At 71.8% G+C, this 26,302-nt stretch carries 26 protein-coding genes and 2 tRNA genes; 12 read left to right on the forward strand and 16 right to left on the reverse strand.

The features are described from left to right. Positions 1-15: 15 nt before the first annotated feature. From VHW64_RS15655 to rsmI, 3 genes are all read right to left on the reverse strand, one after another. Positions 16-1,152, reverse strand: coding sequence for a ubiquitin-like domain-containing protein (locus VHW64_RS15655; RefSeq protein ID WP_329651508.1), 1,137 nt, complete (start codon positions 1,150-1,152; stop codon positions 16-18). Between the two features lie 262 nt (positions 1,153-1,414). Next, the gene (locus tag VHW64_RS15660) at positions 1,415-2,311 is read right to left on the reverse strand and encodes a TatD family hydrolase (protein ID WP_329651509.1); all 897 of its coding nucleotides are present in this window, start codon (positions 2,309-2,311) and stop codon (positions 1,415-1,417) included. Beyond that, a complete protein-coding gene (gene rsmI / locus VHW64_RS15665; protein WP_329651510.1) occupies positions 2,308-3,177 on the reverse strand; it encodes a 16S rRNA (cytidine(1402)-2'-O)-methyltransferase in 870 nt (289 codons plus the stop codon). The genes VHW64_RS15660 and rsmI overlap by 4 nt, the downstream gene beginning before the upstream one ends. A 106-nt stretch (positions 3,178-3,283) precedes the next feature. Between rsmI and VHW64_RS15670 the strand changes: the two genes are divergently transcribed. After that, on the forward strand, positions 3,284-5,011 hold the full coding sequence (locus VHW64_RS15670; RefSeq protein WP_329651511.1) for a dolichyl-phosphate-mannose--protein mannosyltransferase: 1,728 nt from the start codon (positions 3,284-3,286) through the stop codon (positions 5,009-5,011). A gap of 43 nt (positions 5,012-5,054) precedes the next feature. Here the strand turns inward: VHW64_RS15670 and VHW64_RS15675 are convergent, their stop codons facing one another. Further along, positions 5,055-6,023 (reverse strand): aldo/keto reductase, encoded by a 969-nt coding sequence (locus VHW64_RS15675; protein WP_329651512.1) that lies wholly within the window; start codon positions 6,021-6,023, stop codon positions 5,055-5,057. Between the two features lie 411 nt (positions 6,024-6,434). Here VHW64_RS15675 and VHW64_RS15680 point away from each other — a divergent pair, with 411 nt between their 5' ends. Continuing rightward, a complete protein-coding gene (locus tag VHW64_RS15680; RefSeq protein WP_329651513.1) occupies positions 6,435-7,817 on the forward strand; it encodes a helix-turn-helix domain-containing protein in 1,383 nt (460 codons plus the stop codon). Between the two features lie 42 nt (positions 7,818-7,859). Here the strand turns inward: VHW64_RS15680 and VHW64_RS15685 are convergent, their stop codons facing one another. Further along, positions 7,860-8,003 (reverse strand): hypothetical protein, encoded by a 144-nt coding sequence (locus VHW64_RS15685; protein ID WP_329651514.1) that lies wholly within the window; start codon positions 8,001-8,003, stop codon positions 7,860-7,862. Between the two features lie 747 nt (positions 8,004-8,750). Between VHW64_RS15685 and VHW64_RS15690 the strand changes: the two genes are divergently transcribed. Then, a complete protein-coding gene (locus tag VHW64_RS15690) occupies positions 8,751-8,993 on the forward strand; it encodes a DUF3263 domain-containing protein (protein ID WP_329651515.1) in 243 nt (80 codons plus the stop codon). A gap of 11 nt (positions 8,994-9,004) precedes the next feature. On the opposite strand, the gene VHW64_RS15695 is transcribed toward VHW64_RS15690, so the two are convergent. The 7 genes from VHW64_RS15695 to VHW64_RS15725 form a co-directional block, all read right to left on the reverse strand. Then, positions 9,005-9,077: transfer RNA gene (locus VHW64_RS15695), tRNA-Ala, on the reverse strand. A gap of 115 nt (positions 9,078-9,192) precedes the next feature. After that, positions 9,193-9,954, reverse strand: a complete 762-nt coding sequence (locus tag VHW64_RS15700) for a hypothetical protein (RefSeq protein WP_329651516.1) — start codon at positions 9,952-9,954, stop codon at positions 9,193-9,195. A gap of 82 nt (positions 9,955-10,036) precedes the next feature. After that, entirely contained in the window at positions 10,037-10,636 is a 600-nt protein-coding gene (locus VHW64_RS15705; protein WP_329651517.1) for a GNAT family protein, read from the reverse strand. A gap of 67 nt (positions 10,637-10,703) precedes the next feature. After that, entirely contained in the window at positions 10,704-11,183 is a 480-nt protein-coding gene (locus VHW64_RS15710) for a MogA/MoaB family molybdenum cofactor biosynthesis protein (RefSeq protein ID WP_329651518.1), read from the reverse strand. Then, positions 11,180-11,650 (reverse strand): cyclic pyranopterin monophosphate synthase MoaC, encoded by a 471-nt coding sequence (gene moaC, locus VHW64_RS15715; RefSeq protein ID WP_329651519.1) that lies wholly within the window; start codon positions 11,648-11,650, stop codon positions 11,180-11,182. Before moaC ends, VHW64_RS15710 begins: the two co-directional genes overlap by 4 nt. Positions 11,651-11,707: 57 nt before the next feature. Further along, a complete protein-coding gene (gene glp / locus VHW64_RS15720; RefSeq protein WP_329651520.1) occupies positions 11,708-12,946 on the reverse strand; it encodes a gephyrin-like molybdotransferase Glp in 1,239 nt (412 codons plus the stop codon). Further along, on the reverse strand, positions 12,930-14,315 hold the full coding sequence (locus tag VHW64_RS15725; RefSeq protein WP_329651521.1) for a UTP--glucose-1-phosphate uridylyltransferase: 1,386 nt from the start codon (positions 14,313-14,315) through the stop codon (positions 12,930-12,932). Before VHW64_RS15725 ends, glp begins: the two co-directional genes overlap by 17 nt. A 22-nt stretch (positions 14,316-14,337) precedes the next feature. Here VHW64_RS15725 and VHW64_RS15730 point away from each other — a divergent pair, with 22 nt between their 5' ends. From VHW64_RS15730 to VHW64_RS15745, 4 genes are all read left to right on the forward strand, one after another. Beyond that, the gene (locus tag VHW64_RS15730) at positions 14,338-14,952 is read left to right on the forward strand and encodes a 5-formyltetrahydrofolate cyclo-ligase (protein WP_329651522.1); all 615 of its coding nucleotides are present in this window, start codon (positions 14,338-14,340) and stop codon (positions 14,950-14,952) included. Positions 14,953-15,067: 115 nt separating this feature from the next. Beyond that, a complete protein-coding gene (locus tag VHW64_RS15735; RefSeq protein WP_329651523.1) occupies positions 15,068-15,496 on the forward strand; it encodes an FmdB family zinc ribbon protein in 429 nt (142 codons plus the stop codon). A gap of 69 nt (positions 15,497-15,565) precedes the next feature. Next, positions 15,566-16,216 carry an SAF domain-containing protein gene (locus VHW64_RS15740; RefSeq protein ID WP_329651524.1) on the forward strand — a complete coding sequence of 217 codons (651 nt, stop codon included), beginning with the start codon at positions 15,566-15,568 and terminating at the stop codon, positions 16,214-16,216. A gap of 50 nt (positions 16,217-16,266) precedes the next feature. Then, the gene (locus tag VHW64_RS15745; RefSeq protein ID WP_329651525.1) at positions 16,267-16,614 is read left to right on the forward strand and encodes an MscL family protein; all 348 of its coding nucleotides are present in this window, start codon (positions 16,267-16,269) and stop codon (positions 16,612-16,614) included. Between the two features lie 53 nt (positions 16,615-16,667). Here the strand turns inward: VHW64_RS15745 and VHW64_RS15750 are convergent, their stop codons facing one another. Both VHW64_RS15750 and VHW64_RS15755 read right to left on the reverse strand, forming a co-directional pair. Then, entirely contained in the window at positions 16,668-16,871 is a 204-nt protein-coding gene (locus VHW64_RS15750) for a hypothetical protein (RefSeq protein ID WP_329651526.1), read from the reverse strand. A gap of 10 nt (positions 16,872-16,881) precedes the next feature. Then, complete coding sequence (locus VHW64_RS15755) at positions 16,882-18,072, reverse strand: LCP family protein (RefSeq protein ID WP_329651527.1); 1,191 nt, start codon at positions 18,070-18,072, stop codon at positions 16,882-16,884. 164 nt (positions 18,073-18,236) lie between these two features. On the opposite strand from VHW64_RS15755, the gene VHW64_RS15760 reads away from it, so the two are divergent. From VHW64_RS15760 to VHW64_RS15770, 3 genes are all read left to right on the forward strand, one after another. Further along, on the forward strand, positions 18,237-19,634 hold the full coding sequence (locus VHW64_RS15760; RefSeq protein WP_329651528.1) for a PQQ-binding-like beta-propeller repeat protein: 1,398 nt from the start codon (positions 18,237-18,239) through the stop codon (positions 19,632-19,634). 574 nt (positions 19,635-20,208) lie between these two features. Further along, a tRNA-Arg gene (locus VHW64_RS15765) sits at positions 20,209-20,281 on the forward strand. A gap of 237 nt (positions 20,282-20,518) precedes the next feature. After that, positions 20,519-22,918: a CHAP domain-containing protein gene (locus tag VHW64_RS15770; RefSeq protein WP_329651529.1), complete on the forward strand. Its 2,400-nt coding sequence runs from the start codon at positions 20,519-20,521 to the stop codon at positions 22,916-22,918. Between the two features lie 193 nt (positions 22,919-23,111). On the opposite strand, the gene VHW64_RS15775 is transcribed toward VHW64_RS15770, so the two are convergent. Further along, positions 23,112-24,326: a saccharopine dehydrogenase family protein gene (locus tag VHW64_RS15775; protein ID WP_329651530.1), complete on the reverse strand. Its 1,215-nt coding sequence runs from the start codon at positions 24,324-24,326 to the stop codon at positions 23,112-23,114. A gap of 60 nt (positions 24,327-24,386) precedes the next feature. Between VHW64_RS15775 and VHW64_RS15780 the strand changes: the two genes are divergently transcribed. Together VHW64_RS15780 and VHW64_RS15785 are read left to right on the forward strand one after the other, a co-directional pair. After that, positions 24,387-24,656 carry a DUF2277 domain-containing protein gene (locus tag VHW64_RS15780; RefSeq protein WP_329651531.1) on the forward strand — a complete coding sequence of 90 codons (270 nt, stop codon included), beginning with the start codon at positions 24,387-24,389 and terminating at the stop codon, positions 24,654-24,656. Positions 24,657-24,679: 23 nt separating this feature from the next. Continuing rightward, positions 24,680-25,540, forward strand: coding sequence for an NAD-dependent protein deacetylase (locus tag VHW64_RS15785; protein ID WP_329651532.1), 861 nt, complete (start codon positions 24,680-24,682; stop codon positions 25,538-25,540). Between the two features lie 9 nt (positions 25,541-25,549). Here VHW64_RS15785 and VHW64_RS15790 read toward each other — a convergent pair whose 3' ends face one another. Continuing rightward, positions 25,550-26,236, reverse strand: a complete 687-nt coding sequence (locus VHW64_RS15790; protein ID WP_329651533.1) for a metal-dependent transcriptional regulator — start codon at positions 26,234-26,236, stop codon at positions 25,550-25,552. Between the last annotated feature and the right edge of the window lie 66 nt (positions 26,237-26,302).

Consider the following 26,302-nt stretch of genomic DNA (forward strand, 5'->3'; position numbering starts at 1 on the left):
CGCCGGTGCGGCCGGTCAGCGGGGCAGCCCCAAGGACGCCGCACAGGCGGGCCAGGCGCCGTACCCGCCGCTGGCGTCGCGGATCTTGGTCGCGATCGCGATCTGGGTCAGTCGGGAGGCGCTGCTGGGGAGTCCGGCGCCGCCGTAGGCCCGCCAGGTGCCCAGCGAGAACTGGAGCCCGCCGTAGTAGCCGTTGCCGGTGTTGGTGGCCCAGTTGCCCCCGGCCTCGCAGCCCGCGAGCCGGTCCCAGACGCTGGTGCCGCCGGCGTCGACGGTCGCCACCGGCTTGGTGCCGACGCGCTCGATCTGCGCCACCGGCGCCCGCAGGACGTCCTGGGCGAGCACTCGTCGCGCGACCAGCCGGCCGTTGCGGAGGACGACGCGGTAGGTCACGTCGCGAAGACCGTCGCGGCCGCCGCGCACGACCGTGCTCCGACCCTGCTCCAGGGCCGGGTCGTCGTGGGTGACGGTCGAGTACGGCACCGCCTCGGCGGCGATGTGCCGACGGACGAACCGGACCCGGTCGAGCACCACCTTGTCGCCGGGCTCGAGCTCGTGGTGGAGCCCGGGCCGGACCACGTCGTGCCGGCCGAGCCTGACGTCGAGGGCCTTCAGGGCCTGGGCCACGGTCATCGCCGGGATCGTGCGCCGCACCGCCTGGTGCCCGCCGATGACGAACGTCAGCCGCTTCGGCGTGGCGATCGCGATCCGGAGCCCGTTGCGGGTGATGTCCGCGCCGCGGCTGACCGACAGGTGTGCCCGGTCGAAGCTGCGGTCGATCTCCTGGAGCGCGCCGCGGACGTTCGTGGCCGTCACCCAGTACGTCGTACTGCTGCCGTCGACGTCGAGGTTCAGCGGCTTGCCGTAGCGGACCGCGATGCTGCTCCCGTCGTGCACGGCGCTGCCGAGCGAGGGGGCCACCTCGTCGTGCGACCGCAGGGAGATCCCCTGGTCCGCCAGGACCTGGCCGACCGTGCTGTCGCTGGACGTCACGTGCCGCACCTGACCGTCGACGTCCAAGGTGATGTCCTTGCCCATCGACGCGTAGCCGACGGTGGTGCCCACGACCGCCGCCAGGGCTATCGCTCCGGCGACCGCCAGGGCGGTTCTGCTCCTGCTGATCCTGCTGACTCGTGCGAGCTTCTGGCGCACAGCTCTCCAGACGTCGTACCTCCCGGGCCTCGGGTGGCGTCGTCCCTCCGGCACGTGCCCGAAGGCACTCGCAGGAGGAGGCCACGCACCTGACTCGCATCCGGCACGCAGCCCCGACGCCGAGCTCTCGTGGTGAACCACCCGATCCCGGCCAACAGCCACAAGACGGTACGGAGGTCGGCCTCCGCCGGCCAAACCCTCGACCCCGGTTGTGACCAGGCTCTCGTTGTCCGAAACCCGCTGGTTACCGTCTCTTCCCGGGCTACCAGGCGCCGCCGAACGCCGCCTCGGTGTTGGCGTCGACGGCCCGGCAGAGGGTCTCGAGGTCCTCGTCGCGGACCTCGGCCATGGCGCGCACCGTCAGCGGCACGAGGTACGACGCGTTGGGCCGCCCGCGGTAGGGGCTCGGCGTCAGGAACGGCGCGTCGGTCTCCACCAGGACCCGGTCCAGCGGGGCGAGCACCAAGGCGTCACGCAGCGGCTGGGCGTTCTTGAACGTGACGGTGCCTGCGAAGGACAGGTGGGCACCGCGGTCGAGGCAGGCCCGCGCGAACCTCGCGTTGCCGGAGAAGCAGTGCATCACCCACCGCGGCGGGGCGCCCTCGGCGTCGAGGACCTCCAGGACGGCGTCGTGGGCGTCGCGGTCGTGGATCACCAGGGTGCGGTCGAGGCGCTTGGCGATGTCGATGTGCCGGGCGAACGACTCGACCTGGGCGTCGCGGCCGTCCGGGCCGGTCCGGAAGAAGTCGAGCCCGGTCTCCCCGACGGCGCGCACCTTGGGGTGGGCCGAGGCGAGTCGCTCGATCTCCGCGAGCGCATCCTCGAGCCGGCCCTCGGCGGCCAGCCGGGGTGCCTCGTTGGGGTGCAGGGCGACGCCCGCGACCAGGGCGGCGTGCTCCGTGGCGGCCTGCACGGCCCAGGCGGCGCCCGGCAGGTCGCACCCGATCTGGACGATGCGGGCCACGCCGACGGCCGCCGCGCGGGCGATCGCGTCACCGGTCTCGAGCCACCCGCCGTCGCCGATGTCGAGGTGGCAGTGGTTGTCGACGACCGGGTGCGGCAGCGGCTCGGGCGCGGGTGGGCGCTCGCGATCTCGGGCCTTCCCCTGCTCGTCGGATGCCGCTCGGCTGCGGAGCGGACCGTCTGACGGCGTGCTCATCGGCCCGCGCCCACGCCGTGCACGGCGTCGTACACCGTCCGCTTGGGCACGCCGAGACCGGTCGCGACGGTGCGGATGGCCTCCTTGCGCGTCCTACCACCCGCCTCCTCGGCCTCGACCGCCGCTCGCAGCGCGGCGGCGTCGGTGACCGGCGACCGCTCGTCCGCTCCGGTGACGACGAGGGTCACCTCACCGCGCACGCCGGCCGACGCCCACGCGGCCAGGTCGGCGAGCCCGCCACGGCGGACCTCCTCGTGGGTCTTGGTCAGCTCGCGGCAGACCGCTCCCCGCCGCTCGGGCCCGAAGGCCTCGGCCATGGCCGCGAGGGCGGCGGCGGTGCGATGAGGGGCCTCGAAGAAGACCAGGGTCCGCTCCTCCCCGGCCAGCGCCTGGAGCCGGCGGGACCGCTCCCCCGCCTTGCGCGGCAGGAACCCCTCGAAGCAGAACCGGTCGACCGGCAGGCCGCTGACCGCCAGGGCGGCCAGCACCGCCGAGGGCCCCGGGACCGAGGTCACGCGCACGCCGGCCTCCACCGCGGCGGCCACCAGGCGGTAGCCGGGGTCGGAGACGCTGGGCATGCCCGCGTCGGTCACCAGGACGACCCGGCCGCCCGCAACCAGCCGCTCGACCAGTCCCGGCGTGCGTGCCGCCTCGTTGCCCTCGAAGTACGACGTGACGCGGCCCCTGACGTCCACGCCCAGCTGGGCGGCCAGACGGGCGAGCCGGCGGGTGTCCTCGGCAGCGATCAGGTCGGCTCCCGCGAGCTCGGCGACCAGCCGCGGCGGCGCGTCGTCCGCCTGGCCGATCGGCGTCGCCGCCAGCACCAGCACCCCCTCCGCGGGCGTCGTCACGGGCTCGTCGTTCACCCCTCGATCATCCCAGGAGCCGCCGGGTTCGTCGGCCTCAGGTTCGGCGGCCCGCCACGACGGGTGGACGACGTCGGCGGCTGGGCGCGGCGCCTAGGGTGTGCTCGTGACGAACGGACCAGCCGCGCCCGCCTCGCGCCGGCTGGCCGGGCTGGCCCACGACGCCGACGGCACGCCGGTCCCCCTGGCCCAGGAGCGCGCCTCCTCCCGGCGAGGGATCGAGGACCCGTTCGTCGGCTGGACCGCCTCGATCGCGATCACCCTGGTCTCGCTGTTCCTGCGGCTCTGGAAGCTGGGGTCTCCGCACTCCTTCGAGTTCGACGAGACCTACTACGCCAAGGACGCCTGGTCCTTGTGGCACTTCGGCTACGCCCACAACTACATCGACAACGACGGCGGCGTGGCGAACAAGCACATCCTGGCGGGCCAGACGACCCACCTGTGGGAGAAGAGTGCGTCGATGGTCGTCCACCCCGAGGTGGGCAAGTGGATGATCGGCACGGGCGAGAGGCTCTTCGGCTTCGACCCGCTCGGCTGGCGGATCGTCCCGGCGTTCGTCGGGTCGCTGCTCATCCTGGTCATGATCAGGTTCGTCCGCCGGCTGACCGGCTCGACCCTGCTCGGCTGTGTCGCAGGGGTGATCGTGAGCTGTGACGGCCTGGAGTTCGTCCTCTCGCGGCTCGCGCTGCTCGACATCTTCGTGGCGTTCTGGCTGCTGTGCGCCGTGCACTGCCTGGTCATCGACCGCGACTGGTACCGCGCGCGGATGGCGGGGCTGGTGCCGGGCCAGCTCGGCGAGCGCAGCTGGGGCCCGGTCCGGGCGCTGCTCTTCCGGCCGTGGCTGCTGGCGTCGGGCGTGTGCTGGGGGCTGTCGTGCGGCAGCAAGTGGGAGGCGGTCTACCCGCTCGCGGCGTTCGGAGTGCTGGTCGTCGCCTGGTGCGCCGGCGCCCGGCGCTCGTTCGGCGTCGGCCTGGCCGCCCCCAAGGCGCTGATCGTCGACGGCATCCCGGCGTTCTTCCACCTCGTCCTGGTGGCGCTCGTGGTCTACGTCGCGACCTGGACCGGCTGGCTGATGCACTCCTCGCAGTACGTCGAGTACCTCTCCAACACCCAGTACACCCACTACGTCTCGGGCGGCTCCGACTGCGGGAAGAACATCACCTACGACAACTCCAAGCACTGGCCCACCGCCGACCAGCCGGTCAAGCACGGCCTGCCCGGCTTGGCCCAGGGGCTGGAGTCGCTGTGGTACTACCACCGCGACGTCTACGTGTTCCACACCCACTTCCTGACCGGATGCACCCACACCTATGCCTCCCAGCCGCGCGGCTGGCTGCTGCTGAACCGGCCGGTCGGTGTCGATGCCCAGACCGGCATCCAGCCCGGCCAGGACGGCTGCGCCGCACCGAAGAACAGCGACTGCCTGCGCCAGGTCCTCCTGCTGGGCACGCCCGCGGTGTGGTGGGCCGGCGTACTCGCGTTGCTGTATGCCCTGCTGATGTGGATCGGCGCCCGCGACTGGAGGTTCGGGATCGCCGTCGTCGGCGCGGCTTCCAGCTGGCTGCCGTGGTTCATGTACGACGACCGGCCGATCTTCAGCTTCTACTCCATCATCACGCTGCCGTTCGTCGTCCTGGCCATCACCTTGGCCCTCGGCAAGATCTTCGGCTCGACGAGAGCCCCCACCGCGCGGCGTACGTTCGGCGTCGTCGTCGGGGGCTCCTACGTCGTCCTGGTCCTCCTGAACTTCGCGTGGTTCTGGCCGATCTACACCGACGCACTGCTGACCCACGCCCAATGGCTGGAGCGCATCTGGTTCGCCCGCTGGATCTGAGCCGTTGAGTGTGGCCACTCAACCGGTCGGGTGCCGCAGCCAGCTAGCGGTGCCCGGCGACGGCGTGCGGGACGTAGTCGGCGCCGAGGTCGAGGACCTCGTCCGGGGTCAGCTCGAGCTCGAGGGCGGCGAGGGCGTCGTCGAGGTGCTCGGGACGGGTGATCCCGACGATCGGGGAGGTCACGGCGGGTTGTGCCAACAGCCAGGCCAGCGCCACCTGAGCCGGTGAGACGTCGCGGCGCTCAGCGACCGCCAGCACCTTCTCGACGACCATGCGGTCCTCGTCGCGGTAGAGGGTCTGACCGAAGCCGTCGCTCTCGGATCGCGCCGTCTCGGTGTCCCAGGGCCGGGTCAGCCGGCCGCGGGCCAGCGGGCTCCACGGGATGACGCCGACTCCCTGGTCCTGACACAGGGGCAGCATCTCCCGCTCCTCCTCGCGGTAGACGAGGTTGTAGTGGTTCTGCATGGAGACGAACGGCGTCCAGCCGTGTCGCTGGGCCGCGTGCTGCATCTTGGCGAACTGCCAGGCGAACATCGAGGAGGCGCCGAGGTAGCGGGCCTTGCCGGCCCGGACCACGTCGTGGAGTGCCTCCATGGTCTCCTCGACCGGCGTGTCCGGGTCGAAGCGGTGGATCTGGTAGAGGTCGACGTAGTCGGTGCCGAGCCGCGTCAGGCTGGCGTCGATCTCGTGCAGGATCGCCTTGCGTGACAGGCCCGCGCCGTAGGGTCCGGGCCGCATCCGGCTGAACACCTTGGTCGCCAGGACGACGTCCGCGCGGTCGGCGTGCTTCCACAGCGACCGGCCGGTGTACTCCTCGCTGGTGCCGGCGGAGTACACGTTGGCCGTGTCGAAGAAGGTGACTCCCGCCTCCAGGGCGGCGCGGATGGTCTGCTCGGCGAAGGCCTCGTCCTTGCTCCAGGGGCGGGTCTGACCGCCGTCGCCCCAGCTCATGCAGCCGACCGTGATTCGCGAAACCTGGAGTCCGCTGTCGCCGAGCCTGGTGTACTCCATGCATCTCTCCTTCGGATGGACCTCTTCTGCCACCCTGCCACGCCGGTGGCGAGGTGGGCGGCGCGGGTCGTCCCGGAGGGACCCCTGGCGAGATCACGGGGTCGTCACGGGGTCGTGACCGGACCGTCAGAGGGGCACCGGAGGGGCCGTCACAGATGCACCGGACAGCGACGCGCGGGGGCCGGAGACACGTCACGCGTGCGTCGCAACGACGCACGCGTGACGCCTAGCCCCCCGGCCAAACACCGGCAGTCTATCCGCGAGCGGTTCGAGTGCCGACGGGGGAAAATCTAGTCTTTCGGTTGGCCAGGACTAGTCCTTTGGGGTCAGATCGACCAAATTTGCCTCCAAACTCGCGTGTCTTGGCAGATTTGTTGCCCCGAAGGCCTCCGCGTCGGTCACAATCGCGCTATGGATGCCCGGGACGCAGACCTTCTCAAGGAGATAGACCCCACGGAGCTCGGGCAGCGCATCCGCGCTGCCCGGGTCGCCAAGGGGTGGACCCAGACCCAGCTGGCCGGAGATGACATCTCCGTCGGCTACGTGTCGAGGATCGAGTCCGGCCAGCGACGGCCCAACAGCCAGACCCTCGTCGACCTCGCCACGCGCCTCGGCGTCCCGACCGAGCGCCTGCTGCGTGGGGTGACCGAGCGTGAGTACGACGAGATCAAGCTGACACTCGACTTCGCCGAGCTGTCGCTGGAGACCGGCCAGCACGTCGAGGCCGAGACCCAGGCGCGCGAGGCGGTCGAGCGTGCCGAGGGCGCGTCCCAAGACGACCTCGCCTTCCGTGGCCGCTACCTCATCGCCCGGGCTCTGGAGGGTCAGGGCAGCATCGACGACGCGATCCTCGAGCTCGAGCCCCTGGTGCGCTCGCGACAGGGCGGCGTCCTCCGGATCAACTGCGCGATCGCCCTGTGCCGCTGCTACCGCACCTCCGGTGACTACAGCCAGGCGATCGAGGTGGGCGAGCGAGTGCTCGCCCAGCTCCAGCAGTCACCGCTGGACGCCTCCGACGAGAGCGTCCGGATGGCGGTGACCCTGGCCGGTGCGTACTTCGTGCGCGGCGACACCGGTCAGGCGGTGCGGATCTGCCGCAAGGCGATCGCGAAGGCCGAGACCATCGAGTCGAACTCCGCTCGCGCGGCGGCCTACTGGAACGCCAGCGTCTTCGAGTCCGAGCACGGTTCGGTCTCCAACGCCGTGGCGATGGCCGAGCGCGCTCTCGCGCTGATGGCCGAGGGCCAGGACTCGCGCAACCTCGCCCGCCTGCGCACCCAAGTCGGGATGATGCAGCTCGAGCTCGACCCGCCGGCGCTTGCCGAGGCACACAAGTACCTCGACCAGGCCGCCGAAGAGCTGCCCTGGTGCAGCGCCAGCCCGGCCGAGATCGCCGGCAACGACCTGGCCCGTGCCCGCGTGATGTTCCTCGAGGGCGACCTCGACGCGTCCGAGGACATGATCCTGTCCACCTTCGAGGTGGCGAACGCCGACGCGCCGGTGCTGGCTGGCGAGGCTCGCTCGCTCATGGGCCAGATCGCGGCCGCTCGCGGCAACGCCGAGTCGGCGAAGAGCGCCTACCGACAGGCGGTGTTCTTCCTCTCCGCAGCCGGCGCTGACCGCGATGCGGCACAGCTGTGGTTCGAGCTAGCCGACCTGCTCCAGGACGTGGGCGACCTCGACGCAGCCCGCGACGCCTACCGCAGTGCGGCGGCGACGGCTGGACTCCGGTCCCGTACGAGTACCCGCGTCGGCCTTCCGGTGACAGTGCCGGTCGGCCTCGCTGTGAGCTAGTCAGCTCAACCGAGATCGTCGATCAAGGTGAGCTGACCCAGGTCAGCAGCAGAGCTGGCGGTCGCGAAGGCTGGTGTGGGTACCGCCGGCGTGGCTGGCCGTTGCCGGTGAGATGGCGACGATGCCGAGCGCGGCGACGAACGAGGTGGCCAGAGCTGCGAGCTTGATGCGTGTGTGACGTGCCATTTCTGCGTTTCTCCCTGTGTGGTGCTGCGGTGTGGTATGGCCCGAGATCTGAGTGAAGCATGCTGCATGACGAGGCAAATTTGGAAGTCTTGACAGCCGCCCACGTGCCGTGAGTGACGCCTGTGACAACCGCCCTCGCACTCGAAAGTTGTCCTGTTACGTCTTCTCGGACGGGGGTTGAGCGGGTTATCGACGGGCTTTAGTAAAATCGCCGGCTTTTCGATGAAACCGCCGCAGGAACAAGCGCGACGTGTAAACTTGAGTCAACATCAGATGGCAACCCCCCAGCCATCAGATGCCAGTCACCGGATGGCAAACCCCCCAGTCATCGGGTGCAGAGCTCGCAGGCGCCAGCCCCCCAGGCCGAATGCGAGACCGCGAGCGGCTCTCTGCCGATCGCGACCGGCCCCCCGCATCCGTGCGGGGGGTCCTTACATTTCTCCCTCTTTTACCGCCTGACAAGAGGCGCCATAAAAACTAGGTAATGACGGGGCAATTACCGCGCTCAACACTGGACTAGACCAGTACCTCGATCTGAGGTCGGACGACACCTCGCCGGGCAGCCCTTCTGCCCGGGGCGCGGGAGACCTTGGGCCCGGCCGGGCACCGCCCTCCGCCCTGCCCCTGGACAGGTCGAAGGGCCTCAGTCCACCGCTGCTGCGCGACGGCGGACCGGTCGTAGACCCCCGGGTGCTCGACGCGCGACCAGGGTTGGGGTGGTCCCCCCGCGTGTGGCAGGCTCGCGGCGTGCTCGACGCGACCGACCGGCAGACGCTGGATCTCGAGGCCGGCTGGTGGCGGTACGCCGGCACCAAGGAGGCGGCGATCCGCGGAGCCTTCGACGAGGCCCCGGAGGCGTACTACGGCCGGCTCGGTCGGCTGCTGGACGAGCCGGCTGCGTTGTCCCACGCGCCGGTGCTGGTCCGCCGGCTGCGCCGCCAGCGCGCACAGCGCCTCGGCTCGCGGTCAGGGCGCCGCCTGGCCGGGTGAGGATCGATGGGTGGAGCTGAGGGGACTCGAACCCCTGACCCTCTCATTGCGAACGAGATGCGCTACCAGCTGCGCCACAGCCCCAAGGCGTCGTCCCCGGTGCTCGGACGACGCGAGACGCAAGGCTAGCACCGGGTTGAGGGCCCCCCGAATCCAGGCCGAATCCAGGCCGGGCCCGGCTCGGCGCCGGATCGGCGGGTCAGGAACCGACCGCCTCACCGTTCTGCGGGTCGGTGCGCGTGGTGCGTCTGAGGCCCCTCTCGGCGGCCTGGGCCGCGTCTGCCTCGCGGGCCAGCGCGGTGTCGGACTCCGAGCGCCCGGAGGTCCACACCCCGGTCGCGTCGAGGTCGATCGTGCGCACGGCGCGCCGCGCCGGAGGCTTCGAGACGTAGGTGGGCAGGGTCACCGGGACGGGGTCCCACAGGTCGGGGTCCGGCGCGGCCGCCTCGGCGGTCGGGGCCTCGGCCGGGGCTGTGGGAGCAGGCGCGTCGGCTGCGTGCTCGGACGTCGTCGTCTCGGCGGGACGCCAGCGGCGCTCGCGACGGACCATCACCCGGCAGGCGCCGAGCCAGCCGAGCAGGAGGACCACCGGGGCCGCGACGAAGACCAGGTCGATGCGGCGGAGCCCTGCTGCCGCGACGACTCCGAGGAGGGCCAGCACCAGCACGGTGAGGACCCGACGGCGACGCCGTGTCGCCCGGTGGGTCGCCTCGCGGCGGGCGGCGTACTGCTCGTCGGCGGTCGGCCGAGCGGCCGGCGCCGACACGGCCGGGCCGGCCTGCGTCTCCACCAGACGCGCCGTGCGCCGGTTGACGGGCTCGCGCCGAGCGAGCACCCGCATGCTGTGGGAGAACCGGTCGATCGAGCGGCTGCGCTCGGCCTCGTCGTGGTGCCGCAGCGCCTTGGGGATCAGGTAGGCGGCCCACGCGACAGCCAGGGCCACGAAGATCAGTCCGCTCACGCCCACGACCCTAGATTCGCGGTCACACACCGCCGGGGATGTCAACTGGTGTGTCGCGAAATCACTTCTGTGACTGTTGTGGTCACTGCTGGGTCTGCTGTGACAGACGAGCCAGCATCCCCTCCGGACAGTCCTCGACGGTGATCGCGAAGATCCGGTGGTCGCGCCAGGCCCCGTCGATGTGCAGGAACCTCGGCGCATACCCCACCTCGCGGATCCCGAGCTTCTCCACGACCCGCAGGGAGTTGGAGTTCTCCGGCCGGATCGCGACCTCGACCCGGTGCAGACCCGCAGACCGGAAGCAGTGGTCGATGACCAGGGCCACCGCTGTCGGCATCACCCCGCGTCCGGCGACGTCACGGTCGAGCCAGTAGCCCACAGACGCGAGCTGCGCGGATCCGCGCACGATGTTGTTCACCGTGACCTGGCCGGCGAACCGGCCGTCCACCTCGACCACGAACGGCATGCCGAGCCCCTGGCGGGCCTGCTGCTGGAGTCGGCTCACCAGGCTGCGGAACGACGCCGGGCGCTCGCCGGTGCCGGGCGGGACGGTCGCGTCCCAGGGCGACAGCCAGGTGTAGTTGCGCCGGCGGGTGGCCCGCCAGGCGCGGCCGTCGCGGGAGCGGATCGGCCGGACGGTCACCTCGCCGTGACGCAGCGTCGCCGGCCAGCCGGCACTCATCGGCGTCGCCCTGCGCGGGGCAGGGTCAGCGACGAGTCCCCCGCCCGCCGGCTCCGCGCGGTGAGTCTCAATGGTCGCTCCCCACGATCTGCTCCACGGCGTGCACCAGGATCGGCTCGAGCACGGCGATGGCGTCCTTCACCCCGCCCCGCGAGCCAGGCAGGTTGACCACCAGGCAGTCGCCGGCCACCCCGGCCAGCCCGCGCGAGAGCGACGCGGTCGGAACGCCGTTGCCCACGCCGTACGCACGGATCGCCTCGGCGATGCCGGGCACCTCTCGGTCCAGCAGCGGGCGCGTCACCTCGGGGGTGAGGTCGGTCGGCGTCAGTCCGGTCCCCCCGGTGGTGAGCACGACCCGGGCTCCGCCCTCGATCTCGGCGGCGATGGCCACCCCCACCGGCGCGCCGTCCGGGACGACGACCGGAGCGGCACACGTGAATCCCGCAGCCAGCAGGAAGTCCCTGATCACGGGCCCGGTCGCATCGTCGTAGACCCCGGAGGCGGCGCGGTTGGAGGCGACCACGACGGCGGCGCGCAGGGAGGTCATCGGGCGAAGTCTCCGGACTTGCCACCGGACTTGCGCAGCAGCCGGACGTCGGCGATCGACGCCCTCTTGTCGACCGCCTTGACCATGTCGATGACCGTCAGGCCGGCGACGGCGACGGCGGTCAGCGCCTCCATCTCGACTCCCGTGCGGTCGGTGGTGCGGACGGTCGAGGTGATCTCGACAGCGTCGTCGGTGACCTCGAGCTCGACCGTCACCGACGACAGCGCGAGCGGATGGCACAGCGGGACCAGGGTCGAGGTCTGCTTGGCCCCCATGATCCCGGCCAACCTCGCGACCGCGAGCGTGTCGCCCTTGGGGACACCGGCGCCGCGGAGCAGCCCCACGACCTCGGTCGAGACCAGGACCCGCCCGGCCGCGACGGCCTCGCGCGCCGTGACGTCCTTGCCGGACACGTCGACCATGCGCGCGGCCCCCGACTCGTCGACGTGAGTCAGCCGTTCAGTCATCGCCCACCTCCCAGACCCTCGCCGGCCCGCTCGTCGGCCGCGCTCGTGGTCCTCGCGTCAGAACTCCTCGTCGAGCGGCAGCACCGTCACTGTCTCACCGGCCTCGACCCGGGTCACGGACTCCGCCACGACAATCAGCGCGTCGGACTCCGCCAGGTCGCCGATCATGTGGGAGCCCTGGTCGCCGACGGGGGTCACCGCCAGCCTGCCGTCGACCACCGAGAGCGTGCCGCGCGCGAACTGACGACGGCCCGCGGGTGAGGTCATCGGGTGTGTCAGCACCGCGTCGGCCTCCGGCCGGACGTACGGCGAGCGGCCCATCATCTTGCGGATCGCCGGCAGCACGAACTGCTCGAAGGAGATGTAGGACGACACCGGGTTGCCCGGCAGCGTGACGATCGGGACGGCGTCCTCGCCGACGGTGCCGAACCCCTGCGGCTTGCCCGGCTGCATCGCCACCGGTCCGAACCACACGGTGCCCAGCGGGGCGAGCGCCTCCTTGACGACGTCGTAGTCGCCCATCGAGACGCCTCCGCTGGTGACCACGAGGTCGGCGCGCACCAGCTGGTCGTTGAGGGCCGCCAGGAACGCCTGGGGCTCGTCGCGGATGATCCCGACGCGGTAGGCGATCGCCCCGGCCTGCCGGGCCGCGGCCGCCAGCAGGAAGGAGTTGCCGTCGTAGATCGAGTCGCGGCCGAGCGCCGTACCCGGCTCGCGCAGCTCGGACCCGGTCGAGATCACGACGACGCGTGGCCGTGGCCGCGAACGCACCGAGGGCCGGCCCACCGCGGCCAGCAGCCCGATCTGCCGGGCGCCCAGGACGCTCCCGGCCTCCACGAGCAGGTCGCCGGCGGAGACGTCCTGCCCCCGGCGACGGACGTGCTGGCCCAGCGTCGGTGCGCGGGAGATCACGACGTTGGCGACCCCGCGGTCCGTCCACTCGTAGGGCACCACGGAGTCGGCGCCGGCAGGCACCGGCGCACCGGTCATGATCTTGACCGCGGTGCCCGGCGACACGGCCATCAGCGAAGCCTGACCGGCTCCGATCTCGCCCACGACCGGGAGGTGGACGGGGGACTCCTCGCTGGCGGTGGCGACGTCGGCCCGGGCCACGGCGTACCCGTCCATCGCGGAGTTGTCGAAGCCGGGCAAGGCGACGGTCGCGTGGACGTCCTCGGCGACAGCGAGCCCGAAGGCCTCCATCAGCGGCTGGTCGAAGGCCGGGAGCGGGTCGATGGCGTCCAGGACCCGCTGTCGATGCTCCTCGACCGAGACCGCGTCAGTGCTGCTGCTCATGCTCCAAGACGCTACCGGTCTCCACACGCTCGGCCGCGCCTGTGTGGAGGGTGACGTCGCCGACGACGCGCACCTTCGCCCCGAACGTCCAGTCTCCGGCGACCTTGAGCGCCGTGGCCTCGCGCAGGCTCGGCGCGCCCTCGGGGAATCGGCGCTCGAACTCCGGCACGAGCCTGTAGTAGGCCGGATCGAGGTCGACGTACGGCGGGGCGGAGGCGGGGTCGAGGACGAAGTCGCTGCCCAGGTCGTACACGTCGGAGCGCAGCACCAGCAGGTCGTTGGTGGTCTTGACCGGCACGAACCGGTCGCGACCGACCTCGATGGTGCGCGCGCCGTCGAAGACCTCGATCGCGGCTCCCATGGCGGTCTCGACCTGGATCACCTCAGGGGTCGAGGAGTCGGACGGGTCGACGTGCTTGACGTTGCGGATCAGCGGCAGCCCGAGGATGCCGCGTCGCGACTCCAGCGCCTCGGCCATCGCACGGAGGTCGAACCACAGGTTGTTCGTCGAGCAGAAGCGGTGCCGGTCGAGGTCGGCGAGCGCCGCCCGGTCCTCCTGGGAGGTCTGCGCGGTCTCGCGCAGGACGATGCGGCCGTCGGACTTGCGGCGCGCGAAGTGCCCGCCCTTGCGGTCTGAGGCAGTACGCCGCACGGCCTCGATCGCGAACGGCGCCCCGGACTCCGCGAACCAGCCGGCGATCCGCGCGTCCGGGACGGCGCCGAGGTTGTCGCTGTTCGAGACGAAGGCGCGCTCGAAGCCCCGGTCCAGCAGCGCCTGCAGGAGGCCCGTCCCGCTCAGGGCGGTGTAGAGGTCGCCGTGGCCCGGCGGACACCACTCGAGATCGGGGTCGCGCGGCCAGCTGACCGGCGTGAGCCCGTCGACCAGGAGCTTGGGCTCGCGGTTCTGGAGGAACTCCAGCGGCAGCCCGTCGACTGCGAGGTCGGCGTAGCGAGCGAGCGCGTCCATGGTGTCCGCGGACGTGCGGAAGCTGTTCATCAGCAGCAGCGGGAGGGGGGCGTCGTGGACCTCGCGCAGGTGCAGCACCTGGCGGGCGATCACGTCGAGGAACGACATGCCCCGGCGCACGCAGAGCAGGCTCTTGGCGCGCTCCATGCCCATCGAGGTGCCGAGGCCGCCGTTGAGCTTGATCACCGCGGTGGTGCGCAGGGCCTTCGACGCCGGCTCGTCGGCGACCTCGACGTCGGCCAGCGACTCGCTGTCGATCGGCTCGATCGAGTCTTCGGCGATCATCCCGGTCTCGCCGTGCTCGAGGAGGCGGTAGTAGTGGGCGAAGGTCTCGACCGCCACCGGGTCGATCCCGGCCGCGGTCATCTTGGCCCTGGCACGCTCGAGTCCGGCGGCGCTCATGGGTGGATCGTAGGCTTGCCGGGTGCCACCACCGCAATCCCGATCGGGCGAGGGCTCCACGTCGGCGTCGACCGCGGCGAAGATCGCCCTGCGTGACCAGATCGGCACGGCTCGCAACCGGCTCACGGTCGCCGAGCTCGGCGCTCTCGGCCGGGCCCTCGCCGACGTCGTCACGTCGTCCCCCGAGGTCCGCCGGGCGGCCACGGTCACGGCGTACGTCTCGGTCGGCAGCGAGCCGCCGACCGGAGCCCTGCTGGAGGCCCTGTCCGAGCTGGGGAAGCGGGTCATCCTCCCGGTCGTGCAACCGGACATGGACCTCGACTGGGGAACCTGGCGGGGCTCGGAGTCGTTGGTTCGCGCGCGCTACGGCCTGCTCGAGCCGGTCGACCGGCTGGGGCTGGAGGCGATCGCCACGGCCGACGTCGTGCTGGTCCCCGGACAGGCGGTCTCCCCGACCGGTGCGCGGCTCGGCCAGGGCGGCGGCTGCTACGACCGCGCCCTCGCCCGGGTGCCGGTCGGCACGCCCGTCGTCTGCCTGCTGTACGACGACGAGGTCGGCCGCGACGTACCCGCCGACGAGCACGACCGGTTCGTCACCGACGCCGCCACTCCCACCCGCTGGGCCCGCCTGCGCTGACCGCGTAGGATTGGCAGTCGCCGGTGGCGAGTGCCAGTCGGCGGCACGACCCTGCACCGGCACCGACCCGCCATCACCGCCGTCACCGTCGCCATCGACCCGAGGAACCTGCGCGTTGCCCACCTACCAGTACCGCTGCACCGAGTGCGACCACGCCTTCGAGCAGTTCCAGAGCTTCACCGACGACGCCCTGACCGTCTGCCCCGTGTGTGGCGGCCGGCTGCGCAAGGTGTTCAACGCCGTCGGCGTGGTGTTCAAGGGCTCGGGCTTCTACCGCACCGACAGCCGCGGCAGCTCGGCGACCGACGGCGGCTCGGACTCGGGGTCCGGTTCGGGGTCCGGCTCGGGGTCCGGGGCGGACTCCGGGGCGGACTCCGGCTCGTCGAAGAGCTCCGACTCCCAGACCAAGCCCTCCTCGGGAGGCTCCTCGGACAGTGGCGGCTCGAGCTCGGGTACGGGCAGCTCCGGCAGCTCCTCCGGCTCCGGCAGCCCGGGCAGCGGGTCGGGCGGCTCCAAGCCCGCCGGGGCGTCGGCCGGCAGCTGATCGTCGGAGCCGAGTCGCCCCTGTGGAGAGGCTCGGCGCGCTCACGTGCCAAGCCCCTACCGTCGGGGGATGCCGCAGCCCTTCGACCCTCGTGCGCTGGCCGGCCGGGTGGCGCGGCTGCGTCGCGCGGTGCGACGGACGGTGCTGTCGCGGCGTCGTCCGCTGGCGGCCCTGTGCGCCGGCCTCGCGGCCGTCGGCGGCGTCCGTGCGTGGCATCCGCCACCGACCGCGACAGTGCCTGTCGTCGTGGCGGCGCGCGACCTCGCCTCCGGCACGACCCTGACCTCCAGGGACCTGGCGGTTCGTCGCTACCCGGCTGCCGTCGCGCCCGGCGGGGCGACGCTCCGAGCGCTGGGTCGCACCCTGGCGGGGCCGGTGACCCAGGGTGAGCCGATCACGGGCGTCCGGCTGGTGGCGCCGTCGTTGCTCTCGGGATACCCGGGCCTGGTCGCCCTGCCGGTGCGTCTCTCCGACGCCGACGCGGCCAGCCTGCTCCGTGCCGGTGACCACGTCGACCTCGTCGCGGCCGACGCCCGGCGGGGCACCGCGACCTACATCGCGGTCGACGTCGCGGTCCTGTCCCTGACGCCCCCCGGCGCCGGTGAGCAGGCGGCGGGGACGCCGGGCCGGCTGGTCGTGGTGGCGGTGCCGCCGTCGGATGTCGTGGCCATCGCGGGCGCGGCGGCGACCGACCTCCTCAGCGCGGTGATTTCCCGCTAGCGTCCTCGACATCGACCCACCCAGCCGGGTGATCCAGACGGGAGACAGTTGTGACCGGGTTCAAGAACTTCCTGCTCCGCGGCAACCTGATCGAGGTTGCGGTCGCCTTCATCATCGCCACGTCGTTCGCGGCCGTCGTGACGGCCTTCACCGCGTGGCTGACCAGCGTCATCCCCGGCGTCAAGAGCGCCTTCGACGACAAGACCCTCGGCGGGCACTTCGGCAACACCGTGATCGCGTTCGTCGTGCTCGCGGCGATCGTCTACTTCGCGATCGTGGTGCCCTACACCAAGGCCAAGGAGCGCTTCTTCCCCAGCCCCGAGCCGGGCACCCCGGAGGACGTCAAGCTGCTCCAGGAGATCCGCGACCTGCTCGCCGGCCAGCACCCGCAGGCCTGAGGCTCCTACGACAAGCCCCCGGGGCGAGGAGCGTCGGCCCTGGGTCGGCGGAGTCAGCCGTGGTGGGGCGGCACCTGGCCGCGCAGCCAGCGGTCCTGCGCCGAGTCGCCGGTGTCGTCTCCTGGTGGCTCCGCCTCGTCACGCTCGTCGGAGGTCGTCTCCGGCAGCGCGTCACCGAACACCTCGGCGAGCCGGCGACGGCGTCGCCACTGCGGCTCGTCCGTGGACGGCTCCCGGCCGTCGTCCGGGTCGCTCATGGTCGGGTCCTCAGGCGCACAGGCCGTTGGCGAGGTTCTCGGAGGCCTGCGCCTGCTCCTGCTGGCCGTTCTTGGGCTTCTTCGACACGCCGGGGATCTGGTGGGCGTTGAGCGACCCGGAGAGCAGCGACCTGGGCAGCGGCTTGTCGAGGCGGATGTCGTTCCACAGCTGGTTGGCCGCCGGCTCCTGCCACACCACGCGGTTGGGGTCGCTCGGGTCCTCGCCCCACGGCGTGGTGACGAACTGGATGTGGTTCAGGCCGATGTGGCGGAACTTGAAGCCCAGGCCGGCCAGCTTCTTCAGGCTGCCGATGCCCTCGTCGAGGTGGATCGACTTCGTCGCCGCGTCGAGGAACCGCAGCAGGCTGAACGGCTTGGCGAGCATGTCGGCGTTGAGCACCTGGTGGGCCATCGAGGCGACGAAGGCCTGCTGACGCTTCATCCGGCCGATGTCGGAGCCGTTGCCCAGGTCGTGCCGCTCGCGGACGTAGTCGAGGGCCTGGGTGCCGGTGAACTTGTGGGTGCCCGCGGGCAGCGTGATGTGTCCGATCGGGTCGTTCACCTCGTGCGGGAGGCAGACCTCCACGCCGCCGAGCGCGTCGACCATCGACTTGAACCCCGCGAAGTCGACCACGATCCAGTGGTCCACCGTGATGTGGGTGAGCGACTCGAACTGACGGATCGTGCAGGCCGGGCCACCGATGTTGAAGGCGTTGTTCCACATGTCGGTGGCCGGAGCGGAGATCGGCTTGCCGTTGTTGTCCAGGCACGCCGGGCGGTCGACGATGGAGTCGCGCGGGATGCTCACGCCGTACGCCCGGGTGCGGTCGGCGGACAGGTGGAGCAGGATCGTGGTGTCGGAGCGCTGGCCGATGCCGGTGAGGTTGTCGACGTGGTCGCCGGGGGCGTCGCGGTTGTCCGAGCCCATCACCAAGATGTTGATCGGACCGGACGGCGCGGGCCACTTGTGCTTGTCGACGACGCCCTGGCCGATGGCGTTGCCGAGGTCCTCGGCGTCGAGGTTGTGGTTGAGGTGGCGGTAGAGGAAGACCACTGTCAGGCCGGTCACCAGCGCGATCACCACGAGCGTGGCGGTGACGACCTTGGCGACGGTGTGCCGGACCTTGCCCCTGCCCTTGCGCTTGCCTCCGGCCGACGGGTCGCCGGTCTCGTCGGCACCGTCGGGGGGCAGGGCAGACATCGGCGGGGTACCTCGAGGTCGAGAATCGGACCGGCAACCGTGCGCTGGTCGCGGTCACCCCAAGATACGGGGTGTGCCCAAAGTGTGACCAGGACGTGGCGCGGGGACCAACTCCTCGACTAAGGGGGGTGACGCGATCCGCCCGAGAGCGCAAGACTGAGGCGATGCGACGCCTGCTGTCGATCCTCGTCCCGCTGTCCTGCATCCTCGTCGCAGCCTGCTCGTCGGCCTCTCCGGCGACGTCTCGGCCGACTCCGCCGACGCCGTCCGGCGTGTCCTCGGGCGCCTCGACCTCCTCGTCGACGAACCGCGCGAGCGCGTTCACCCCCTGGTGGACCTACCACCGCACCACGTCCCGCTCGGGCCACACCGGCAGCCCGCCGGGCACGCTCGCGCCGGCGTGGACCAAGAACCTCGGCCAGGCGGTGTACGGCGAGCCCCTGGTCGTCGGCAGCTCGCTGATCGCCGCGACCGAGGGCAACCGCGTCGTCTCGATGAACCCGCGCTCGGGTCACATCCGGTGGTCGACCTCCCTCGGGACACCCCAGCCCCCGTCGACGCTGCCCTGCGGTGACATCCAGCCGCTGGGCATCACCGGCACCCCGGCGTACGACGCGGGCACCGGCTCGGTCTTCGTGGTCGCCGAGACCAAGGGCGGGCACCACACCCTGTGGGCCCTGAACGCCACGACCGGCAAGAGGCGCTGGCACCGCTCCCTCGACGTCGTCAAGCATCGCAACCGCAGAGCCGAGCAGCAGCGCGCGGCCGTGCTCGTCGCCGACGGTCGCGTCCTGGTCTCCTTCGGCGCGCTCGCCGGCGACTGCAAGAACTACGTCGGCTACATCACCTCCACCTCGACCGCCGGCACCGGCCGCATCCACCACTACGCCGTACCCACCCAACGTGGTGGCGGGATGTGGTCGCCGGCCGGACCCGTGCTCGGCCGGAACGGCCACGTGTACGTCGTGAGCGCGAACGGCGCCGCGGCCGGCAGCGGCTGGGACCGCTCGAACTCGGTCTTCGAGATGGACCCGAAGACGCTCCACGTGTTCTCGGCGTTCGCCCCGAACACCTGGCGCCACGACTCGCTCGACGACCAGGGCCTCGGATCGACGTCCCCGGTCTCGATCCCCTCGTTGCACCGACTGGTCGTCGGCACCAAGCGCAGCCGGATCTACCTGCTGCGCGAGCACTTCCACGGCGTCGGGTCGGCGGTGAAGCGGATCGACGGCTGCTCGACGTTCGGCGGTCCAGCCGTCGCCGGACGCATGGTCATCGAGCCGTGCCTGGACGAGGGACAGATGCGCGCGCTCCACGTCGGGAGCAAGTCACTGAGCTGGCGCTGGCAGGTCGACAGCCTCTACGGCTCGCCGATCATCGCCGGCAAGCGGGTCTACGTCTCCGATCGCGACTCGGGCGACCTGGTCGTCCTGCGGCTCTCCGACGGACACCAGCTCCAGCGCATCCACGCCGGCGACCTGACCCACTTCCCGTCCGAGGTGGTCGACGGCGGCTACGTATTCGTTCCGACGTTGACCGGGATCACGGCGTTCCAGGGCTGAGCCCCACCCCTGACGCCTACGCCGCGCGGAGCCGCCGGGACGAGCCCTGGTCGGCGCTGCCGAACGCCTGGAGGCACGCGTGGGCGGGCTGTCCAGACCATGCCTGCCCGGACACGACAAGGGCCCGTCCGCGGACCCGCGACGTAGGGCGTGGTGTCGTTGCCCTTCAGGGCCCGCACGACGTCGTCCTCCACCCCCGGGGACCCTGATCCTCGGCGACGGCCTGGCGTGGCCGTCGTTCTTCAGGCGCCGGTACGTCGTGCGGACGACGACGCGCCGGGCCGTGTGGCTGACGTCCACCGCGGTGACGTCACCCGCGCCGACGTGCGGGCGCCGGCGGGGACCGGTGACCCCTTGGATGCGTTGCGACCGGGCGCGCGAAGACGTGGGCGCTGCCAGGATCGCGACGAGCACGCGCGCAGTCGGAGGGTGCGACGCAGCCTGCTGCGGGGAGTAGACCTCGGCACCGTTCGTGGCCGAGCGCCCGACATCCTGGCTCGCTCGGGCATACTGGCGCCTGCCTCCGCCGAGACCCGGAGCCGAGCAGTCTCCGGGCGGCGGTGTGCGATCTCTGGCCCCAGTAGCTCAGTGGATAGAGCAGCCGCCTCCTAAGCGAAAGGTCGTAGGTTCGACTCCTACCTGGGGCACCTCACGTGCACGATCTTCGGGTCGTGTGCCTCCGCCCGTGCGATCGCGTGGGCTGAGGCGCACGACCCGCTTCTGCGTTTGCAGGACAGGGGCTCCGCGGAGGACGAGAATCGGCCTCGTCGCGGACCCTCACGAACTACTCCGTTGTAGTTATTCGAAGCCTCTCCCGTCACGCGAGTCCCACGATTAACGTCTGCCCCATGCGAATCAGACGTCGCTCGAATCGGCGTGCCTCCTTGACACGTCGTGCGGGCGCCGTCCTGCTTCTCGGACTGCTGGCGGCGACGACGCCGTTGCTCCATCCGGAGGCCGTCAGCGCCGCCTCGGGGGTCGACGACTACCCCTCGCGTCTGAAGAACGCGCCCAAGGACTCGCTGGTCGACCCGTGGCAGTTCTACAACCGCGAGTGCACGTCGTTCGTCGCCTGGCGGCTGAACTCGGAGAACCAGGTCGCGTTCAACGACTTCTGGCAGGGCCAGCACTGGGGCAACGCCTCGCACTGGGCCTCGGCCGCGAACGCCCTCGGCATCCCGGTCGACGACAACCCCACCCGGGGCGCGGTCGCGTGGTGGTCGGCGGGCTCGGCCGGGTCCTCGGTCGGCCACGTCGCGTGGGTCGAGACCGTGGGCGACGCAGCGATCACGGTCGAGGAGTACAACTACCTGCACTCCGGCGACTACGACACCCGGATCATCTCCAAGGACAGCTCGCTGTGGCCGAGCGGGTTCATCCACATCAAGGACACCCAGATCCGCAACACGGCCTCGCCGACGGTGACCGGGACCGCCCAGGTCGGCAAGAAGCTGAAGGCGACCCGCGGCACGTGGAGTGGCAAGCACCTCACCTACTCGTTCCAGTGGCTGGCCAACGGCACGGCGATCAAGGGAGCCACGTCGAAGACGTTCGTCCCGACCGCCGGCCAGCTCGGTCAGCAGATCCGGGCGAAGGTGACCGCCACCAAGTCCGGTGCCCACTCGGGGACCGCGAGGTCGCACGCGACCAGCGGCGTGGCCAAGGGCGTGTTCGTCAACAGCTCGGCTCCCGCGGTCGCCGGCACGGCCCAGGTCGGGATCCCGCTGGCCGCGAGCAAGGGCACCTGGACCGGCAAGGGCGCCTTCGCCTACCAGTGGTACGCCGCGGGCGAGCCCGTCGCGGGCGCCACGGCCGCCACCTTCACGCCGTCCGCCGACGAGCTCGGCGACGCCCTCCAGGTGCGCGTGTCAGTCAGCGCCCCCGGCTACAAGACGGGCCACCTCCGCTCCGCGGTGACCCCGGACGTCGTACCCGGTGAGTTCACCGCGACGTCTCCGCCGGTCGTGTCCGGCGTAGCCCAGGTCGACCAGCCGCTCACCGCCACCGCCGGCGCCTGGGACCCCGCGGGCAGGCTGACCTACCAGTGGCTGGCCGGGGGCAAGCCGATCTCGGGCGCCACCGGCAGCAGCTACACGCCCACGGCCGACGACGTCCGCAAAGAGATCGCGATCCAGGTCACCGTCCACCTGCGCGGGTACGACGACGCCGTGGCGACGTCGGTCCCGACCGACGCCGTTGCCCCCGGCACGTTCCTCAACAGCGAGGCGCCCAGCATCTCGGGCACCGCGCAGGTCGGCGTCCCGCTGACCGCCGACAAGGGCAGCTGGTCGCCGCGCGCGACGATCGCCTACCAGTGGCTCGTCGACGGGCAGCCGGTGCCGGGCGCGACCGGCAAGACGTACACGCCCGCCCCGGAGGACCTGGGCGAGCAGGTCACCGTCTCGGTGACGGCCTCGCGCCCCGGCTACCTCACCTCGACCCTGCTGTCGGACCACTCCGCGGCCGTGCTGCCGGGCGTGATGAGCAACCTCAAGGTCCCGGTGGTCGCCGGCCGCGCCGTGGTCGGTCGGGTGCTGACGGCGGACAACGGGAAGTGGTCGATCAGGCCCGACTCGTTCCGCTACCAGTGGTACGCCGGTCACACCAAGATCGCCGGCGCCACCGACCCGACGTTCCACCCGACCGCGGCACAGGCCGGCCAGCGGATCCACGTCGTCGTGACCGCCCGCCACCAGGGCTACACCTCCCTCGGGGCGACCTCCGGGCGCACAGACCGGGTGGTCATGGGCCGGGTCGCGTTCGCCAAGCCGACGATCCGCGGGAGCGCGGTGGTCGGTCACACCCTGACCGCGCAGCTGGACGACGTTGCTCCGTCGAGCGCGACGGCGCACTACCACTGGTACCGCGGAAACAGCCCGATCCACGGCGCCCGCGACGCGACGTACGTCGTGCAGGTCGGCGACCTCGGGCACAAGCTCCACGTGGTGGTCACGATGCACGCGACCAACTGGGTGGCCCGCACCAGGCACTCGGCATCCGTCGGCGCCGTGACGACCCAGCCCCGGCTGCACCCGCACACGTCCCTGGACCAGGGACGCGTGCTGCTGCGGCTCGGGATCGACGCACCCGGACTCGACGCGGTCGACGGCGAGGCGAAGGTCTGGCTCGGGCACCGGCGAGTCGGGATGTTCGCCGTGACGGCCGGGCACGGGAGCAGGCTGCTCGCCCCCATGAAGCGCGGAACCCACACGCTCACCGTCGTCTTCCGCGGCGGCTCCCTCGAGACCGTCGGGCGCAGGTCGGTCACCATCACCCTCCCCTGACCCCCAACCCTCCTCACCCCTCCTCCCCCCTCCCCCCTCCCCCGCCCGCCTACGGAACCCTTAACTGCCAAATTCCCCGCTTCAGCGGGTGAGTTGGCACTTATTGGGGGTTGCAGCGGCCAGGAAGTAACAAGTCCCCCGCTGAAGCGGGGGATTTGACAGACGCCCAGCCACCGATTGGGTTATGGGGAGGTTAGAGGGTGGCGAAGGTGAGGCCGGCGGTGCGGAGGCGGGCGGTGAGGGCGTCGCCCATCGCCTGCGCGGTGGTGACCTGCCCGGCGGTCACCGGGTTGTCGTCGTAGGCCAGGCACAGGGCCGACTCCGCGAGCATCTTCGAGGTCTCGTCGTACCCGGGGTCCCCGCCACTGACCCGAGTGTGGACGACCTCGCCGGCAGCCTGCCCCACGAAGTCGACGGTGAACCACGACCGCGCGCGACGTGCGGGGTCCGGGCCGTCGCCCTGCTTGATGCGTCCGAGCAGGGCTCGCCGCACCGGCGGCACCTGGGCCGCGACCCCGAGAGCCGCCACCGTCGAGACGCCACCCGCCGCGTAGCGCAGGGTCTTCGTGCCGGCGTAGTGGGAGTAGCGGAAGGCCGGGCCGTACGCCGGGAGCGCGGCGCCGCTGCGCGCCACGATCATGGGGTCGATGGTCGGCAGTGGCAGCAGCCAGCGGCCGAGCACCGGGTCGCGCCCGGGCCGTCCGGCCACGGCCCGGGAGCTGCGCCCCTCCGGTCGCGGCTCGACCTGACGGCGCGCCCGGAGCGCGTCGCGCGTCTGGCGGGTTCGCGACAGGCCGTTCATCGCGGAGTGGAAGGTGCCACCGGAGAACATCCCGCTCGCCCGGACGACGCCCCGCAGGCTGATGGGCGCGTCGTCGGGGAGCTGACCCACCGTGAAGTAGGCGCCCAGGTCGTGGGGGATCGAGTCGAAGCCACACGCGTGGACCAGCCGGGCCCCGCTCTGCCGCGCGGTCGCGTGGTGTGCGACGTACGTACGGTCAACGAACTCCGGCTCGCCGGTCAGGTCGACGTAGTCGGTGCCGGCCGCGGCACACGCCGCCACCAGCGGCCCGCCGTAGAGCTGGTAGGGGCCGACGGTCGTGATCACGACGCCGGTGCGCTCAGCCAGCTCGGCCAGCGAGGCCGGGTCGCCCACGTCGGCGGCCAGCAGGGGCAGCCCCTCGACGCATCCGGCCGGCACGCCGTCGAGCCCCGCGAGGTGGTCGCGCACCCCCTCGAGCTTCGCGTGGTCGCGTCCGGCCAGCGCCCAGCGCAGGTCGGGGGGCGCATGCCGGGCGAGGTACGCCGCGGTCAGCCGACCGGTGAACCCGGTGGCACCGACCAGCACGATGTCGAGCTCACGATCAGTGCGTGCGCGCGGGCCGGTCGGGGTCGACACGTCGGTCATGCGCTCCATCGTCGCAGCCGCACGATGCTGGAGCCAGGGCGCGCGGCGTAGCCTGGTCGCATGTGCCGCAACATCCGCCCGCTGAACAACTTCGAGCCCCCCGCCACGTCGCAGGAGGTGCATGACGCAGCCCTCCAGTTCGTCCGCAAGGTGAGCGGCGCGACCCGCCCCTCCGAGGCCAACCAGGCGGCGTTCGAGCGGGCCGTGCACGAGATCGCGCACACCACCCAGCACCTGCTCGAGGACCTCGTCACCGCGGCGGCGCCGAAGAACCGCGAGGTCGAGGCCGACAAGCGTCGCGCCCGCGCGCAGGCCCGCTACGCCGGCTGAGCACCCATCCAGGACACGTGCCGATGAGCGCCCTGCCGACGAGCGCCGTCGCGAGGAACGGCGTGGCCCCGGCCGCTCGGGGTGACGCGCAGGTACCGGACCTGCTCCTCGGCGGCCGGCTCGTCGTCCTCACCGGCGCCGGGCTGTCGACCGACTCGGGCATCCCCGACTACCGGGGACCCGGGTCGCCGGCGCGGGCGCCGATGACGTTCGGTGAATTCGTGAGCGGGACGTCGGCCCGGCAGCGGTACTGGGCGCGCAGCCACCTGGGCTGGAGCCGGATGCGGTCCGCGTCGCCGAACGCCGGTCACCGGGCGCTGGCCGCGATCGATCCCGAGCTGCTGATCACCCAGAACGTCGACGGCCTGCACGAGGCCGCCGGCGGCCGACGGGTCGTGGCCTTGCACGGCCGCATCTCGCAGGTCGTGTGCCTGACCTGCCGGCTTACGTCGAGCCGGGCGGCGCTCGCGAGCCGGATGGCGGCGGCGAACCCGGGGTACGCCGAGGCCCATGCCCGGGTCGAGAGCCGGCCCGACGGCGACGTCGACCTCGACGACACGGCGGGCTTCGTCGTGCCGGCCTGCGAGGACTGCGACGGGGTGCTGAAGCCGGACGTCGTCTTCTTCGGCGAGAACGTCCCCGCCCCACGAGTCCAGCGCTGCTACGGCGCCGTGGACGCGCTCACCGCACGCGACGCGCTGCTGGTGGTCGGCTCGTCGTTGACGGTGATGAGCGGCTTCCGGTTCGTACGGCGTGCGGCCAGGGCCGGCGTCCCGGTCGTCATCGTCAACCGCGGCGCCACCCGCGGTGACGACCTTGCATCGGTCACGCTGCACGCGGGCTGCTCGGAGTTCCTCGCCGAGCTGGCGGCCGCGCGGTCGTAGCGGGGCCCCTCAGACGCGCGAGACGAAGATGTGGGCTGCCGCGTCGAGGTCGAGCTCGGCGGTCTCGCCGCCCGATCCGACCAGCACGCCCGCGTCCGTGGCCGTGACGCCGACGACCTTGTCGGGCAGCGCACCGATCCTGCGGAGGGTGCCCATCAGAGGCTCGTCCTTCTGGAGCTCCTCGGAGATGCGCCGCACCCGGACGCTGGCCTGCTGAGCGCCGGCGAGATCGGCCAGCAGCTCGGTGCCGTCGAGGAACTCCGGGGCCGAGCCCGCCTCGCCCAGCTCGAGCAGACCCGGGATCGGGTTGCCGTAGGGCGACTCGGTGGGGTGCCCGAGGAGGTCGACCAGGCGCCTCTCGACGGTCTCCGACATCACGTGCTCCCAGCGGCACGCCTCGGCGTGGACCAGCTCCCAGTCGAGCCCGATCACGTCGGTGAGCAGGCGCTCGGCCAGGCGGTGCTTGCGCATGACCCGGGTCGCGAGCCGGTTCCCCTCGGCGGTGAGCTCGAGGTGCCGGTCGCCCTCGACGGTGACCAGCCCGTCGCGCTCCATCCGGGCCACGGTCTGGGACACCGTCGGACCCGACTGGTGGAGGCGCTCGGCGATCCGCGCGCGCAGCGGCACGATGCCCTCCTCGACCAGCTCGTAGATGGTCCGGAGATACATCTCCGTGGTGTCGATGAGATCGCTCACGCGATCGGCCTCGGGGTCCTCACAGGGTCATTGTGACCCATCGGCGAAGGACTGGCAGAGTGTGGG

The organism is Nocardioides sp., from assembly GCF_036267815.1.
GTDB lineage: Bacteria > Actinomycetota > Actinomycetes > Propionibacteriales > Nocardioidaceae > Nocardioides.

Bases quoted from the DNA above. Each gene is read 5' to 3' on its own strand.
- VHW64_RS15660 (WP_329651509.1), bottom strand. From the start codon at position 2,311: ATGAGCACGCCGTCAGACGGTCCGCTCCGCAGCCGAGCGGCATCCGAC.
- VHW64_RS15675 (WP_329651512.1), bottom strand. From the start codon at position 6,023: ATGGAGTACACCAGGCTCGGCGACAGCGGACTCCAGGTTTCGCGAATC.
- VHW64_RS15680 (WP_329651513.1), top strand. From the start codon at position 6,435: ATGGATGCCCGGGACGCAGACCTTCTCAAGGAGATAGACCCCACGGAG.
- VHW64_RS15685 (WP_329651514.1), bottom strand. From the start codon at position 8,003: ATGGCACGTCACACACGCATCAAGCTCGCAGCTCTGGCCACCTCGTTC.
- VHW64_RS15705 (WP_329651517.1), bottom strand. From the start codon at position 10,636: ATGAGTGCCGGCTGGCCGGCGACGCTGCGTCACGGCGAGGTGACCGTC.
- VHW64_RS15710 (WP_329651518.1), bottom strand. From the start codon at position 11,183: ATGACCTCCCTGCGCGCCGCCGTCGTGGTCGCCTCCAACCGCGCCGCC.
- moaC (WP_329651519.1), bottom strand. From the start codon at position 11,650: ATGACTGAACGGCTGACTCACGTCGACGAGTCGGGGGCCGCGCGCATG.
- glp (WP_329651520.1), bottom strand. From the start codon at position 12,946: ATGAGCAGCAGCACTGACGCGGTCTCGGTCGAGGAGCATCGACAGCGG.
- VHW64_RS15725 (WP_329651521.1), bottom strand. From the start codon at position 14,315: ATGAGCGCCGCCGGACTCGAGCGTGCCAGGGCCAAGATGACCGCGGCC.
- VHW64_RS15740 (WP_329651524.1), top strand. From the start codon at position 15,566: ATGCCGCAGCCCTTCGACCCTCGTGCGCTGGCCGGCCGGGTGGCGCGG.
- VHW64_RS15750 (WP_329651526.1), bottom strand. From the start codon at position 16,871: ATGAGCGACCCGGACGACGGCCGGGAGCCGTCCACGGACGAGCCGCAG.
- VHW64_RS15755 (WP_329651527.1), bottom strand. From the start codon at position 18,072: ATGTCTGCCCTGCCCCCCGACGGTGCCGACGAGACCGGCGACCCGTCG.
- VHW64_RS15760 (WP_329651528.1), top strand. From the start codon at position 18,237: ATGCGACGCCTGCTGTCGATCCTCGTCCCGCTGTCCTGCATCCTCGTC.
- VHW64_RS15775 (WP_329651530.1), bottom strand. From the start codon at position 24,326: ATGACCGACGTGTCGACCCCGACCGGCCCGCGCGCACGCACTGATCGT.
- VHW64_RS15780 (WP_329651531.1), top strand. From the start codon at position 24,387: ATGTGCCGCAACATCCGCCCGCTGAACAACTTCGAGCCCCCCGCCACG.
- VHW64_RS15785 (WP_329651532.1), top strand. From the start codon at position 24,680: ATGAGCGCCCTGCCGACGAGCGCCGTCGCGAGGAACGGCGTGGCCCCG.